General features: G+C 42.1%; 13 protein-coding genes and 1 CRISPR repeat array. Of the genes, 11 read left to right on the forward strand and 2 right to left on the reverse strand.

Annotated features, from left to right (window positions below; translation table 11 throughout):
* Positions 1-2 precede the first annotated feature (2 nt).
* The 3 genes from cas2 to E5S68_RS02210 all read left to right on the forward strand — a co-directional run bounded on the left by cas2 (position 3) and on the right by E5S68_RS02210 (position 4,669).
* Positions 3-326, forward strand: a complete 324-nt coding sequence (gene cas2, locus E5S68_RS02200) for a CRISPR-associated endonuclease Cas2 (RefSeq protein ID WP_135782170.1) — start codon at positions 3-5, stop codon at positions 324-326.
* Positions 323-1,366: a CRISPR-associated protein Csn2-St gene (gene csn2-St, locus E5S68_RS02205; RefSeq protein ID WP_135782171.1), complete on the forward strand. Its 1,044-nt coding sequence runs from the start codon at positions 323-325 to the stop codon at positions 1,364-1,366. The genes cas2 and csn2-St overlap by 4 nt, the downstream gene beginning before the upstream one ends.
* A gap of 69 nt (positions 1,367-1,435) precedes the next feature.
* Positions 1,436-3,710: a CRISPR direct-repeat array (repeat unit 36 nt; unit sequence GTTTTTGTACTCTCAAGATTTAAGTAACTGTACAAC).
* 155 nt (positions 3,711-3,865) lie between these two features.
* Positions 3,866-4,669: a PrsW family glutamic-type intramembrane protease gene (locus E5S68_RS02210; protein ID WP_135782172.1), complete on the forward strand. Its 804-nt coding sequence runs from the start codon at positions 3,866-3,868 to the stop codon at positions 4,667-4,669.
* Positions 4,670-4,721: 52 nt separating this feature from the next.
* Here E5S68_RS02210 and mnmE read toward each other — a convergent pair whose 3' ends face one another.
* A complete protein-coding gene (mnmE, locus tag E5S68_RS02215; RefSeq protein ID WP_135782173.1) occupies positions 4,722-6,095 on the reverse strand; it encodes a tRNA uridine-5-carboxymethylaminomethyl(34) synthesis GTPase MnmE in 1,374 nt (457 codons plus the stop codon).
* Between the two features lie 162 nt (positions 6,096-6,257).
* Here mnmE and rpiA point away from each other — a divergent pair, with 162 nt between their 5' ends.
* The 8 genes from rpiA (at position 6,258) to E5S68_RS02255 (ending at position 13,682) form a co-directional block, all read left to right on the forward strand.
* Positions 6,258-6,935 carry a ribose-5-phosphate isomerase RpiA gene (gene rpiA, locus E5S68_RS02220; protein WP_135782174.1) on the forward strand — a complete coding sequence of 226 codons (678 nt, stop codon included), beginning with the start codon at positions 6,258-6,260 and terminating at the stop codon, positions 6,933-6,935.
* A 126-nt stretch (positions 6,936-7,061) separates the two neighbouring features.
* A complete protein-coding gene (locus E5S68_RS02225; protein ID WP_135782175.1) occupies positions 7,062-8,273 on the forward strand; it encodes a phosphopentomutase in 1,212 nt (403 codons plus the stop codon).
* A 1-nt stretch (position 8,274) separates the two neighbouring features.
* Positions 8,275-8,817 carry a DUF1697 domain-containing protein gene (locus E5S68_RS02230; RefSeq protein ID WP_135782176.1) on the forward strand — a complete coding sequence of 181 codons (543 nt, stop codon included), beginning with the start codon at positions 8,275-8,277 and terminating at the stop codon, positions 8,815-8,817.
* Between the two features lie 13 nt (positions 8,818-8,830).
* Positions 8,831-9,640, forward strand: coding sequence for a purine-nucleoside phosphorylase (locus tag E5S68_RS02235; RefSeq protein ID WP_123159244.1), 810 nt, complete (start codon positions 8,831-8,833; stop codon positions 9,638-9,640).
* Between the two features lie 5 nt (positions 9,641-9,645).
* Complete coding sequence (locus E5S68_RS02240; RefSeq protein ID WP_135782177.1) at positions 9,646-10,911, forward strand: chloride channel protein; 1,266 nt, start codon at positions 9,646-9,648, stop codon at positions 10,909-10,911.
* Positions 10,912-11,471: 560 nt separating this feature from the next.
* Positions 11,472-12,182: a purine-nucleoside phosphorylase gene (gene deoD, locus E5S68_RS02245; RefSeq protein ID WP_040803271.1), complete on the forward strand. Its 711-nt coding sequence runs from the start codon at positions 11,472-11,474 to the stop codon at positions 12,180-12,182.
* Positions 12,182-12,940 carry a Gbs1250 family HEPN protein gene (locus tag E5S68_RS02250; protein WP_135782178.1) on the forward strand — a complete coding sequence of 253 codons (759 nt, stop codon included), beginning with the start codon at positions 12,182-12,184 and terminating at the stop codon, positions 12,938-12,940. Before deoD ends, E5S68_RS02250 begins: the two co-directional genes overlap by 1 nt.
* Positions 12,941-12,950: 10 nt before the next feature.
* Complete coding sequence (locus E5S68_RS02255; RefSeq protein ID WP_135782179.1) at positions 12,951-13,682, forward strand: NAD-dependent protein deacylase; 732 nt, start codon at positions 12,951-12,953, stop codon at positions 13,680-13,682.
* A 71-nt stretch (positions 13,683-13,753) separates the two neighbouring features.
* Here E5S68_RS02255 and E5S68_RS02260 read toward each other — a convergent pair whose 3' ends face one another.
* Positions 13,754-14,662 carry a LysR family transcriptional regulator gene (locus E5S68_RS02260; RefSeq protein WP_048689847.1) on the reverse strand — a complete coding sequence of 303 codons (909 nt, stop codon included), beginning with the start codon at positions 14,660-14,662 and terminating at the stop codon, positions 13,754-13,756.
* Positions 14,663-14,795 lie beyond the last annotated feature (133 nt).

The following is a 14,795-nucleotide window of genomic DNA, read 5'->3' on the forward strand; positions in this document are numbered from 1 at the left end:
AAATGAGGTATGAAGCATTGAGATTATTGTGTTTTTTTGATCTTCCTATGGATACGAATCAAGAAAAAAGAATCTATCGTAATTTTCGGAAAGATCTGATTGCTAATGGTTTTGAAATGTTGCAGTTTTCAGTTTATTATAGAACGTGTCCAAATCGAAGTTTTGCTAGTAAATTCTATAAAAAATTAAGTCAAAGTAATTTGCCTAGTGGGAATGTCCGTTTACTAGCGGTTACTGAGAAACAGTTTTCTGAAATGGTTTTGATCATTGGTGGGAAAACAAAACAAGAGGAAATAGTCAGTGATAAAAAGTTGGTAGTTATATGAAAATGAACGTCAGTCATCCATACAAGGATAATATTACATTGAGTTTTGGACAATTTACTCAAGTTGTGGGTCAAGATCAACAATTAAAGTACTATATTTGGCAAATCCTGTTATGGTATTTTGGAGGAAAAAAATATAGTGAGGAAGATTTAGTCCTTTTCGAACAAAATGAACCTAAAATCTTAATAGACAATACGGTGGTTTCCCGTTCAGAATTCAGGATAATTCAATTATCGAATATTAATGATTTAATTGAACAGATGGTGTATAAAAAAGGTACGGTAGCTTATGATTATATAAAGAAAAAGATTAATACAGTGGAGATGATGGAGCAAATTGAAAATATCAATGATCATCTCGATAGGATTTCATTGCTATTAAATCAGAATTTGAATTTACAAATAGATGAAATAAACTATCATACAGAAGCGAAATATTTTAATACAGATCAACTGATTCAAAAAAATTTTCTGCCCTATTTTGGACAAAACGATAAAAATATATCCTTTGAATTTGTTGACAATAAGACAAAGTTTTTATTATTTCTTTCGATGTTGGAAGTAGTGATTACGGATCGATCTGAAAAGGTATTGCTTGTGCTCCGAAATATGGATGATTATTTATCCTATAAGGAATTCGTTGAGTGCTGTGAACACTTAGAGCGATTAACCAATCATAGTAGCATGTTATTCACTATTTCATTTCCTTCAAATGAAGGTTATCTTCATGTAACGAAAGAAGTACTAGAGGAGATTAACATTATTTCAGATTACGTTGAACATTTTTATTCTTTAGAATTTATGTATGAGCGATTTACCAATCAATATCCAATAAATCAAATACCTGATGAGCAAAATTTTTTATCCTCTATAAGAAAAATCGGACCTTATTTATTTAGTTCTGATATTCTCCATATGAGTTTATCAATTGAAGATCAAGTAGCATTGAGGATATTAAACGATTTATATCAGTATGAGGTGAAAATAGATTTCCATATTAAGCCAGTCAATACAATGTTATTAAAGTATTTAGAAGAATAGTATTGACGAGTTAGGTCTAAGACCTTATAATGGTTTTGAGCTACAAAAACCAAAATTGACGAATTTGAGGTTTTTGTACTCTCAAGATTTAAGTAACTGTACAACTGCGATCGATATGTGCCATATATCTTTTCAGTTTTTGTACTCTCAAGATTTAAGTAACTGTACAACGCCGTTACTTGTGATTTTCATTCTATATAGGTTTTTGTACTCTCAAGATTTAAGTAACTGTACAACACGCTATCATGTCAGTCATCAACACTGTTGGTTTTTGTACTCTCAAGATTTAAGTAACTGTACAACTATAACAAAATTGTCAGACCTTCTTTGAAGGTTTTTGTACTCTCAAGATTTAAGTAACTGTACAACCCGCACCGTAACCGTTATCCTTTTCGTCATGTTTTTGTACTCTCAAGATTTAAGTAACTGTACAACTTTCACCTATGACTAGCGAATCAGGTGCTAGTTTTTGTACTCTCAAGATTTAAGTAACTGTACAACGCGTAAGGTGATTTGAAATGATTTACGTTAGTTTTTGTACTCTCAAGATTTAAGTAACTGTACAACATTCAATCGCCTTACCCGTTAAACGGTCACGTTTTTGTACTCTCAAGATTTAAGTAACTGTACAACTCATAAGAGGGCTTGGTTGATCCCAATGGTGTTTTTGTACTCTCAAGATTTAAGTAACTGTACAACTGAACACCGTTCACTAAGATAGGAGCGAATGTTTTTGTACTCTCAAGATTTAAGTAACTGTACAACCTCAACCGCATCAGGAATCTGGAACGGTAGTTTTTGTACTCTCAAGATTTAAGTAACTGTACAACTTGTAAAGAAAGGAATTTGAATCCGTTCAGTTTTTGTACTCTCAAGATTTAAGTAACTGTACAACATGATTTTTTTAATTTTACTCAAGAAACGGGTTTTTGTACTCTCAAGATTTAAGTAACTGTACAACCATCAGCCGTGATTGGCTTGGTAGGTACTTGTTTTTGTACTCTCAAGATTTAAGTAACTGTACAACCGGATCAATAAGAAATTTGGTCCAAATGCAGTTTTTGTACTCTCAAGATTTAAGTAACTGTACAACAAAGATGCTTATTTTAAATCGGAATACGCTGTTTTTGTACTCTCAAGATTTAAGTAACTGTACAACGGGATGTATCCTCTGATATCACGACTACCGGTTTTTGTACTCTCAAGATTTAAGTAACTGTACAACGTCGAATACTGCCTTGGTCAAACCAATTTGGTTTTTGTACTCTCAAGATTTAAGTAACTGTACAACTGTAAGAAGCGTCTTTCAATCAGTCATTGAGTTTTTGTACTCTCAAGATTTAAGTAACTGTACAACAAGAAGTGGAAAAGAAAGATAATTGCTATAGTTTTTGTACTCTCAAGATTTAAGTAACTGTACAACTTGCAGGGGCAGCAACCACTGCAATGGGTGGTTTTTGTACTCTCAAGATTTAAGTAACTGTACAACGGAATATCATTCTCATGCAATCCACAGGACGTTTTTGTACTCTCAAGATTTAAGTAACTGTACAACCTTCAGGAAGTTCAACGACATGGAAGACAGGTTTTTGTACTCTCAAGATTTAAGTAACTGTACAACATTTGTATTACTAGTTTAGCGTAGGTTTCAGTTTTTGTACTCTCAAGATTTAAGTAACTGTACAACATCTACATCAGTTCCAACACCTTGATTGGGTTTTTGTACTCTCAAGATTTAAGTAACTGTACAACGATTCAATAAAATTTTCTTCCTGAACATCAGTTTTTGTACTCTCAAGATTTAAGTAACTGTACAACCGGGATCTGGCAACATCGAATTTGTATCCAGTTTTTGTACTCTCAAGATTTAAGTAACTGTACAACCAGTAAATGAGTACATCCGTACTAAGGGTGGTTTTTGTACTCTCAAGATTTAAGTAACTGTACAACAGGCTTGCGTGTTGGTGATATCCTCACACGTTTTTGTACTCTCAAGATTTAAGTAACTGTACAACTGCATAGTAAAATAATCTATTTCACATACAGTTTTTGTACTCTCAAGATTTAAGTAACTGTACAACACTTCCAAAATGATGTCGCCATTATCTTCTGTTTTTGTACTCTCAAGATATAAGTAACTGTACAACTCGCAAACAATCATAGTCGAGCCAGAGCCAGTTTTTGTACTCTCAAGATTTAAGTAACTGTACAACTCATCACCACCAACATGGGAGGCAAGGCAAGTTTTTGTACTCTCAAGATTTAAGTAACTGTACAACCTAATCAAAAAATTAACACTAGAGCAGGAGTTTTTGTACTCTCAAGATTTAAGTAACTGTACAATCAAATAGCAAAATGATTTTAATATATACTTCATAAACCAGCAGTCGCTATTTCCGTAGTCATTTATTGTTTTTTTAAGCTTTTATTGTTACAATATCCATATAGACAAAAAGACTGGTTTTCCAGCCTTTTTAATTGTTTTAAGAAAGGTTTTTTATGAAACGCAAATCGATTTTGTTTCTATTTTTATTCTTGCTCTCGATCGGTCTGGCCTATGAGACGCAGTCTATCACAGCTGGTTGGATGACAGGCAGTCAGTATGGAATCATTGGTATCTCTGTCCTCTTGCTCCTAGTATACGCGATTCCTGCTGTTTGGGCTCTCTTTCATTTTGCCAAGAAGTGGAAGTTGTCCTGGATTCCGGTTCTCTTTTCACTTCTAGGTGGGGGCTTTATCGCAGGTTGGTTGTCTAGTTTTGCCAATACCTATTTCCATGAGATGATTCAGGCAGTAGCGCCCAATAGCGACTTTTGGAATCAGTATGAGAGTGCCATCGCCGGCCCCCTCTTTGAGGAACCCTTCAAGTTGATTCCAATCTTCTTTGTCCTCTATTTGTTTAATGTGCGTCGGATCAAGTCCATCTTCCTTTTAGCGATTGCATCTGGTCTTGGTTTCCAGATTGTGGAGGACTTTGCTTATATCCGTCAAGATATGCCAGAAGGTTTCTCCTATGCAGTATCTGGTATCTTGGGTCGGATCATGAACGGGGTCGTATCTCACTGGGCCTACACAGCTCTTTTCATGGTGGGTCTTTTCTTGATCGTTCAAGCTACAAAAGGGCGCAAGGAATTGATGGTGACTGGTTGGTTTTATTTTGTATCTGGCTTTGGCCTTCACTTTGTTGGCAATTCACCATTTGGTCAAATCGAGACTGAACTTCCTCTTGCCATTCCATTCTTGACAGCAGTAGGACTCTTCTTGATCTACCAAGCCTACCTCACTATTCAAAGTCTGGACTAAGGAAATTAACAATAAAAAAATCGTATGTTTGAAACATACGATTTTTTTGACTTTATTTACCAAGACAGAACTGGCTGAAGAGTTGGGTGATGAGCTCGTCTGGTGCAGCATCCCCTGTGATTTCTCCAAGGATTTCCCAAGTGCGAGTCAGATCCACTTGAAGGAGGTCCACTGGCATGCCCATAGCCAGGCCTTCATTGACAGCTTGAAGGCTTTCAACAGCTTTCTCAATGAGAGAGATGTGGCGGGCATTGGAGAGGTAAGTAGCATCTTGCTCGACAAGACCAGCATTTTCAAAGAAGAGGGCATTAATCCGATCTTCGATGTGGTTGATATTTTGATTTTTAAGGACAGAAATTTTGATGTGATCTGCAGGGATTTGGTCTATTTCAATTTTCTCAGGGAGATCGACCTTGTTGAGGAGAATGATGCGGTTGCTGTCTTGTGAGATTTCCAGCAACTGACGATCTTGATCCGTCAAAGGCTCGCTGGCATTGAGGACCAGAAGGACCAGGTCGGCTTCTTTGAGGGCTTTGCGAGAGCGTTCCACCCCGATGCGTTCGACGATATCTTCTGTCTCCCGGATCCCAGCCGTGTCGACCAGCTTGAGGGGAACACCGTTGATATTGACGTATTCCTCGATGACGTCTCGGGTCGTCCCTTCGATATCGGTCACGATAGCTTTTTCCTCGCGCAGGAGGTTGTTGAGAAGGCTAGACTTGCCGACGTTTGGTCGCCCGATGATAGCAGTAGAGATTCCTTCGCGAAGGATCTTTCCACGGCGAGCTGTCTTAAGGAGATTGGTCAAGAGGGCTTCGAATTCTGTGGTCTTTTCGCGGATGATCTCGGTTGTTGCTTCCTCGACATCATCGTACTCAGGATAGTCGATATTGACTTCGACCTGGGCTAGGGTATTGAGGATTTCTTGGCGGGTGTTGTTAATGAGGTCAGATAAATTTCCATCCAACTGCTTAACGGCATTGTTCATAGCCTTGTCGGTCTTGGCGCGGATAATATCCATGACCGCCTCAGCCTGGGTCAAATCGACACGACCGTTGAGGAAGGCCCGCTTGGTAAATTCACCAGGCTCAGCCAGACGAGCGCCTTCGCGGATGACCAATTGCAGGATTTCGTTGGTCACAGCAATCCCACCGTGAGTGTTGATTTCGATGATGTCTTCTCGCGTGAAGGTTTTAGGAGAGCGCATGGCTCCGACCATGACTTCATCCAGAATTTCATCCTTATCTGGATCCACGATGTGGCCGTAGTTGAGGGTATGGCTGGCAACCTTGGTCAAATCTCTACCTTTGAAGATCTTTTGTGCAATCTTAAAGCTGTCTGTCCCGCTCAAGCGGACAATGCCGATGGCCCCCTCACCGAGAGGAGTCGAGATCGCAGCGATAGTATCAAATTCTCTAGTAATCATGTATCTTCTCTTTTCCTGTGTATTCCCTTCTATTCTATCGTAAACTAGCAAGAGGGGCAAGATTTTGCTTTTAGAAGGAGAAGTTGAAAAGGTTTTCAGTTAAGTAGTGAAATCTGTCGGCCGATATGCTATACTAAATATGAATAGAAATGGAGGTCTAAGATGGTAAACCTAAAAGAACAGGTAGGCATTAAGGCGGCTGAGTTTGTTACAGACGGCATGATTGTCGGTCTTGGTACAGGGTCAACTGCTTATTATTTTGTGGCTGAATTGGGACGTCGCATCAAAGAAGAAGGCTTGCAGATTACAGCTGTAACGACCTCAAGCGTGACCTATGAACAGGCAGAAGGCTTGGGAATTCCTCTCAAAGCGATCGATGATGTCGAAGTGGTGGACTTGACCGTTGATGGTGCGGACGAAGTAGACCCTGCTTTGAACGGCATCAAAGGTGGTGGCGGTGCCCTCTTGATGGAGAAAATCGTTGCGACCAACTCAAAAGACTGCATCTGGATTGTCGATGAATCAAAACAAGTGGAGACGCTTGGTGCCTTTAAACTACCAGTAGAAGTGGTTCAATACGGAGCAGAAAATCTTTTCCGTCATTTTGAAAAGAAGGGCTATTCACCAGCTTACCGTGAAAAAGACGGCCAGCGCTTTGTGACTGATCAAGGGAACTTTATCATCGATTTGGATTTGAAAGTGATCCCAGACGCTGAAGCCTTGGCAGAAGAGTTGGACCGCACTGTCGGTGTTGTCGACCATGGCCTCTTCTTAGGAATGGTTTCAAAAGTCATCGTAGGGACACCAGAAGGTCCAAAAATCATTAGCAAATCACTTTAAAAAGGGCTTTTTGTCCTTTTTTCTGAGGATATAAAACTTATTTATAAAATTTTATATGAAAGCGTTACATTTTCAAAAAATTGTGTTATACTGTAGTCAGTTTAAATTATAAAGGAGACATTCAATATGCCAAAATTTAATCGTATGCATTTAGTGGTTTTGGATTCAGTAGGGATCGGAGCAGCACCAGATGCTAATAACTTTGTCAATGCTGGTGTACCTGACGGCGCATCTGACACACTTGGAAACATCTCAAAAGCAGTTGGTTTGAATGTACCAAACATGGCAAAACTTGGTCTTGGAAATATTCCTCGTGAACAAGCCTTGAAGACTGTTCCGGCTGAGAGCAATCCAACTGGTTACGCTACGAAGTTAGAAGAAGTCTCTCTTGGAAAAGATACCATGACAGGTCACTGGGAAATCATGGGTCTTAATATTACAGAACCGTTTGATACTTTCTGGAATGGATTCCCAGAAGAAATCTTGACAAAAATCGAAGAATTCTCAGGTCGCAAGGTCATCCGCGAAGCCAACAAACCTTATTCTGGTACAGCAGTTATCGATGACTTCGGACCACGCCAAATGGAAACTGGCGAGTTGATCATCTATACATCAGCTGACCCAGTTCTTCAAATCGCAGCTCACGAAGACATCATTCCTTTGGATGAACTCTACCGTATTTGTGAATATGCTCGTTCCATCACTTTGGAACGGCCAGCTCTTCTAGGTCGTATCATTGCTCGTCCTTACGTTGGTGAGCCTGGAAACTTCACTCGTACGGCTAACCGTCGTGACTTGGCTGTTTCACCATTTGCTCCAACTGTTTTGGACAAATTGAACGAAGCTGGTATCGATACCTATGCAGTTGGTAAGATCAACGATATTTTCAACGGTGCTGGTATCAACCACGATATGGGTCATAACAAATCAAATAGCCACGGTATAGATACCTTGATTAAGACCATGGGACTTCCTGAGTTCCAAGAAGGCTTCTCATTTACTAACTTGGTAGACTTTGATGCTCTTTACGGACACCGTCGTAATCCACATGGTTACCGTGATTGCTTGCATGAGTTCGATGAGCGCTTGCCAGAAATCATTGCAGCCATGCGTGAAGACGATCTCTTGATGATTACGGCTGACCATGGTAACGACCCAACATATGCTGGTACTGACCATACTCGTGAATACATCCCATTCTTGGCTTACAGTCCATCTTTCAAAGGTAGTGGCTTGATTCCAGTTGGACACTTTGCGGATATCTCAGCTACTGTGGCGGACAACTTTGGTGTTGAGAAAGCCATGATCGGAGAAAGCTTCTTAGATAAATTGGTTTAAGATGATGCGCTTTGCTCTCCTCGTAAGAGGAATCAATGTTGGCGGCAAAAACAAAGTGGTCATGGCGGATCTGCGTCAGCAGTTGACGGAGCTGGGATTGGAACAAGTGGAAACCTACATCAACAGTGGCAATATCTTCTTTACGACGGATCTTTCTCGGTCTCAGTTAGTAGAGTGCCTGTCGATCTTCTTTGAAACACACTATCCCTTTATTGAACGCTTTTCTCTGCTGAGTCAAGAAGACTATGAAGCAGAATGCGCAAACCTACCGCAATGGTGGACAGAAGAGATGGCTCGCAAGGATGTGCTCTTTTACACCGAGGGCTTGGATAGGGAATCCGTAGAAGAGAAGTTGCTTGCTTTGAAGCTAGGGGATGAAGTGCTTCACCTTGGCAAAAGAGCGGTTTTCTGGGGCAAATCCTCAGAAGAAAGCTACGCTAAAACCGCCTACCACAAACATCTGATGAAGATGCCTTTCTATCGTCAGATCACTATTCGCAACGCTAACACCTTTGACAAAATTGGTAGATTACTTAAGAAATAAAAGGAGAAACACAATGACATTATTAGCAAAAATCAATGAAACAGCCGCATTTTTGAAGGGCAAAGGAATTGAAGCTCCTGAGTTCGGCTTGATTCTTGGTTCAGGTCTTGGAGAATTGGCTGAAGAAATCGAAAATGCAGTCGTAGTAGACTACTCTGACATTCCAAACTGGGGTCAATCCACAGTAGTCGGACACGCTGGTAAATTGGTTTATGGTGATCTTGCTGGACGTAAAGTCTTGGCTCTTCAAGGTCGTTTCCACTTCTACGAAGGAAACCCATTGGAAGTAGTGACTTTCCCAGTTCGTGTCATGAAAGTTTTGGGATGTGAAGGAGTGCTTGTAACCAACGCTGCTGGAGGTATCGGCTTCGGTCCTGGTACCTTGATGGCTATTACTGACCACATCAATATGACAGGTCAAAACCCATTGATCGGTGAAAACTTGGATGACTTTGGTCCACGTTTCCCTGATATGTCGAAAGCTTACACTCCAGAATACCGTGAGACTGCTCATCAAGTAGCAGACAAATTGGGCATTAAACTGGATGATGGGGTTTATATCGGTGTGACAGGTCCAACTTATGAAACTCCAGCTGAAATCCGTGCGTATAAGACTCTTGGTGCAGATGCTGTCGGTATGTCAACTGTTCCTGAAGTCATCATTGCGGCTCACTCTGGTTTGAAAGTTCTTGGTATTTCATGTATTACCAACTTTGCGGCTGGTTTCCAAGAAGAGCTCAACCACGAAGAAGTAGTGGAAGTGACTGAGCGCGTCAAAGGAGACTTCAAAGGATTGTTGAAAGCGATTCTTGCTGAATTGTAAAAAAGATGGAAAGAATTGTGAGAACCATCCAAGCAATTCCCTATAAACTGAGAATAGTCCTAGTAGCTTGTCTGCTAGGGCTTGTTTCGGGTTTAGCGGGTATCTTTCTTCATTCCCTTTTAGAGTTAGTGGAAGGATTGGCTTTTGGTCGTTCAGAGCACCAGTCTGGCTTCTTGATAGATGGAGTGGCGCCTTCACGAATTTGGCTCAGCCTGTTTCTTGTTGGTGCCAGCTCAGCCTTGGTCTGGTATCTCCTCCAGCGAAAGGGAAACATTCTTTCTATCAAGGGCCAGATGAAGGAGGAGCCTTCCCTTCATCGTGTTCATTTCTGGAAGCAGATGCTCCATTCCACCTGGCAAATCATTGCCGTAGGAGCTGGTGCACCAGTTGGAAAAGAAGGGGCACCACGGGAGATTGGGGCCTTGTTGGCATCTCCCCTTGGACGAGTACTAGACTTATCGTTTCAGGACCGCATGTTTCTGATTGCTTGCGGGGCTGGCGCAGGCTTGGCAGCGGTCTACCAAGTGCCACTAACCAGTGTCTTTTTTATCTTTGAAACCTTGGGGCTGGCATTTTCGATAAAACGCTTTGTCTTGGCCGGGATTACTACTTATGTGGCTGCTTATACAGCAGGCTGGGTCATCTCAGATCGGGCCCTCTACCAAGTGTCTGAAATAACTTGGTCACCTACTGTCTTATGGCAGATGGTTATCTTAATTGCCTTCCTGACTCCAGTCGCCGGGCTCTTTGCCCGTTTGACAAAGAAGGCCTCCAATCATCGAATCAAGGACAAACGAATTCTCATCACTTTGCCATTAGCATTTGTTTTCCTAGCTAGTCTCGCAAGCTTTCAGCCCCACCTGCTCGGAAATGGGCGGATGATGGCTCAGGAAATTCTCAATGGGCCCACATGGCAGACGATTCTTGTCCTGTTTACCCTAAAAGCCATAGTTGTTCTGCTTACCTTTTGGGCCGGGGCCTATGGAGGGACTCTGACCCCTTCCTTTGCACTGGGAATAGCAGGAGCAGCCCTCATCTCTTTGTTACTTGGTGTTGGAAATGCACCAGCTTTCTTGCTCCTGGGTTCGGTTATCTTCTTGACAGTGACCTTAAAAGGGCCCTTATCTGCGACGGGCTTGGTCCTTGGGTTTACTGGACAAGGGTTAACAGCTCTTCCCTATCTCCTACTAACTGCCATTGTCACCTTTGGCTTGACCCAGGGGTTTGATCGTCTCATGGGGAGAAAAATCAAGGTGTCTCCAGCTAGATAAGATTCAGTAGTTATTATGTAGGGGATTTAATCTACAAGCTAGATGAAACCTATCTTCTTATGGTATAATTTAAGTAAGCATAAAAAGGAACCAGGCTTGTAGGGGCTGGAATAAACCCCACTTTTGATGGCTGGCCTCTATGATGAATTCGGAAAGCTAGAGTTTGTGTTGCGATTTGAACACGAGCGGAAAGCTTTTCTAAAAAATACACACTGAAAGGTAGAGCATGTGTTCAGATTTGAACACGAGCGGAAAGCTTTTCAAAACACTCAATAAAAAAAGAAAGGATGGGTTAACCGTATTCTCTGAACTGAATACGGGCGGAGAACTGTGTAAAAAAGATAAACTGTCTAGCATCTGCGATGCGTCGTCAGTTTCCTATTTTTACTTTGCCTCTTTAACGCCAATTCTAAAAAAATAAAAAAGAAAGGTAGAGCATGTGTTCTGATTTGAACACAAGCGGAAAGCTCGGAAAATAGATAATCTGACTGAGAAATCAGGATTTCTCGTCAGATTCCTAATTTTCAGTCGCTTTCTGGTCGCTCTTTGTATCATAAACTATGTCTATCCATATTGCTGCTAAGCAAGGTGAAATTGCTGATAAAATTCTCCTTCCTGGAGATCCTCTTCGTGCGAAATTTATCGCTGAGAACTTTTTAGAAGACGCTGTTTGCTTCAATGAAGTTCGGAACATGTTTGGTTACACTGGTACCTACAAGGGTCATCGTGTTTCTGTCATGGGTACTGGAATGGGGATGCCATCCATCTCTATCTATGCACGTGAGTTGATCGTAGACTACGGCGTGAAGAAATTGATCCGTGTGGGTACCGCTGGTTCTTTAAACGGCGATGTCCACGTTCGTGAATTGGTCTTGGCGCAAGCTGCCGCAACCAACTCAAACATCATCCGCAATGACTGGCCACAATACGATTTCCCACAAATCGCTAGCTTTGATCTTTTAGACAAGGCTTACCACATTGCCAAAGACCTTGGTATGACCACTCACGTCGGAAATGTCTTGTCATCAGACGTTTTCTATTCAAACTATGGTGAAAAGAACATCGAGCTTGGTAAATGGGGTGTCAAAGCTGTAGAAATGGAAGCAGCAGCTCTTTACTATCTTGCTGCCCAACACCATGTGGATGCCCTTGCCATCATGACCATTTCTGATAGTTTGGTCAATCCAGATGAGGACACGACTGCAGAAGAACGTCAAAATACTTTCACAGACATGATGAAAGTTGGTCTTGAAACCTTGATTGCAGACTAATGACAGAATACCTTCATGATGAGTGGCTCTACGACCTTCAGACCTACCAGTATAGTCGGGCCCTTCGCTCTGCTAAGAAGCAGAAGAGCTTGCCAGAGCTGGTCTTGACCTTATTGCAGTTAATGACCGAGCGTCGAGAGCTCAATATCCAACCAATCATGAACCAAAAGTTGAGAACCGAATTGCTAGATGCAACAGGTTTTCAGCTTTTTTGGCATGAGGACCCAGAAGAGGAACAGTTGGCTAACTACCTGTATGATTTAGAGGCCAAGCTTCGCAACGAGCAGATCATCGACTTCATTCGGGCGGTGAGTCCTGCTATTTATCGGATCTTTATGCGCTTGATTAAGTTGCAGATCCCTGATATTGCAGACTACATCCACAACTCCAAGGAGTCTAGCTATGACCATTGGAGGTTTGACAAGATCCGGGCCTCTGACAATCCAGCCTTGCAACAATTCCATAGTGAGAGTGCGGTCAATTCGTCCAGTTTGACGGAGTTGATCTTACACTTGGACTTGCCGGATTCCACTAAGGATGCGGCCAAGCAACTGCGGGAGTTGGAGAAATCTGTCCGCAATCCTCTAGCTCACTTGATCAAACCCTTTGATGAAGAGGAACTCCACCGGACGACTGGATTCTCCTCTCAGCATTTTATGGAGCTCTTGGTGAGTTTGGCTCAGGATACGGGGATTGTTTACCAGCGAGAACCTTTTTACTTTGACCAGGCCAATGCTGTTATCGAGGCACTCTTGTAAGGAGGAAGACATGGATAAACTGAAAGAGTTGCAAGAAATCATTGATCAGAGTCAACGGATCGTCTTTTTCGGTGGGGCAGGCGTCTCTACAGAATCCAATATTCCAGATTTTAGGAGTTCGGACGGCGTCTATAGCGTCACATTGGGGCGCCATTTTACTGCAGAACAACTGGTCTCTCATACCATGTTTGAGCGCTATCCAGAGGACTTTTTCGACTTCTATAAGAAATACTTGCTCTATCCAAATGCCAAGCCCAATGCAGCCCATCGCTATCTGGCTTGGCTGGAAGAGACCGGTAAGCTCAAGGCAGTGGTGACGCAAAATATTGATAGTCTCCATGAAATGGCAGGGTCTAAAAAAGTCTTGAAACTCCATGGTAGTGCCGACCGTAATTACTGTACGAGTTGCCAGCGATTTTATGATTTAGAGTCCTTTCTAGCTTTGGAAGGGACTGTTCCACACTGTCTGGACTGTGGTAATGTCGTCAAGCCGGATGTAACCCTCTACGAGGAACCTCTCGATATGGACGTCTTTAGCCAAGCAGCCCAAGCCATCCGAGAGGCAGATCTGCTGATTATCGGTGGTACCTCCCTTGTTGTTTACCCAGCAGCCAGTCTGATTCAGTATTTCCAAGGGAAGCACCTAGTCGTCATCAATAAGACTAGCATCCCGCAAGACAAACAGGCAGACCTGGTTATCGAAGGAAAAATCGGGCATGTCTTCTCTCAATTGAAACAATAAAAGAACACCTGAAGGAAGTAGAAGTTTACTTCTTTCAGGTGTTTTATTGTGCTTGTGTAGCTGGTTAGTCCTTATTTATCAAATTGGACTTCCTCAAGTAAGTATTCGATAAATTTTTCACCCATCTTAGAGAGGCTAGCTTTCTCGTGTTGGATGTAGACTAGCTCGATTGGGTCATCGATATCTAGTGGGATGGAGACGATATTGTCTCCGTTGAGGTTGCTATTAAGGATCCCGGTCGCAATGGTGTAGCCGTCCAGACCAATCAAGAGATTGAAGAGGGTAGCACGGTCGCTGACGACGATGGACTTTTTGTGATGCTCTTGGGAGAGGATCTCTTCTGAGAAGTAGAAGGAGTTGTGGGTCCCTTGGTCATAGCTGAGATAAGGGAAGTCTTCTAGATCTTCTAATTTCACCACCTCTTTGTTAGCTAGAGGGTTAGTCTTGCTGACGAAGATATGAGGTTGGGCAGTGAAGAGATGGGTTGCCTTGAGGTGGCTGTCATCCAGCATTTTTGAAAGGACATCCCGGTTATAGCCATTGAGGAAGAGGACACCGATTTCACTACGGAAGTTCTTGACGTCATCGATGATTTCCCAGGTTCTGGTCTCCCGTAAGAAGAGCTCGTATTTCTCCATATCGCTTTTCTTGAGGAGAGAGACGAAGGCTTCGACTACGAAGGCATAGTGCTGGGATGATACGCTAAAGAGCTCCCGGTTGGCTACTGGATTTTTATAGCGTTCTTCTAAGAGTTGGGTCTGCTCCACGACTTGACGGGCATAAGAAAGGAACTCCATCCCATCCTTAGTCAGAGTGATCCCCTTGGGATTACGGATGAAGATATCAATCCCCATTTCTTTTTCCAAGTCCCGCACAGCATTGGACAAACTTGGCTGGGTGATGAAGAGTTGCTTGGACGCCTCATTCATAGAGCCTGTTTCGACGATTTTGATAATGTAATGTAATTGTTGGATTCTCATGCTTATATTTTAACATACTTTTGACAGAAAATCCTAGCTGGTATCGGTCTATAGAAGGATTTTTCCCTCTAAATCAGGTTTAGAATTGTAGGATTGATTGCCCTTTGATAGAATGATGGAAAAGACTAGCTTT

The sequence above is a fragment of the Streptococcus rubneri genome (genome assembly GCF_004785935.1).
GTDB classification, from domain to species: Bacteria; Bacillota; Bacilli; order Lactobacillales; family Streptococcaceae; genus Streptococcus; species Streptococcus rubneri.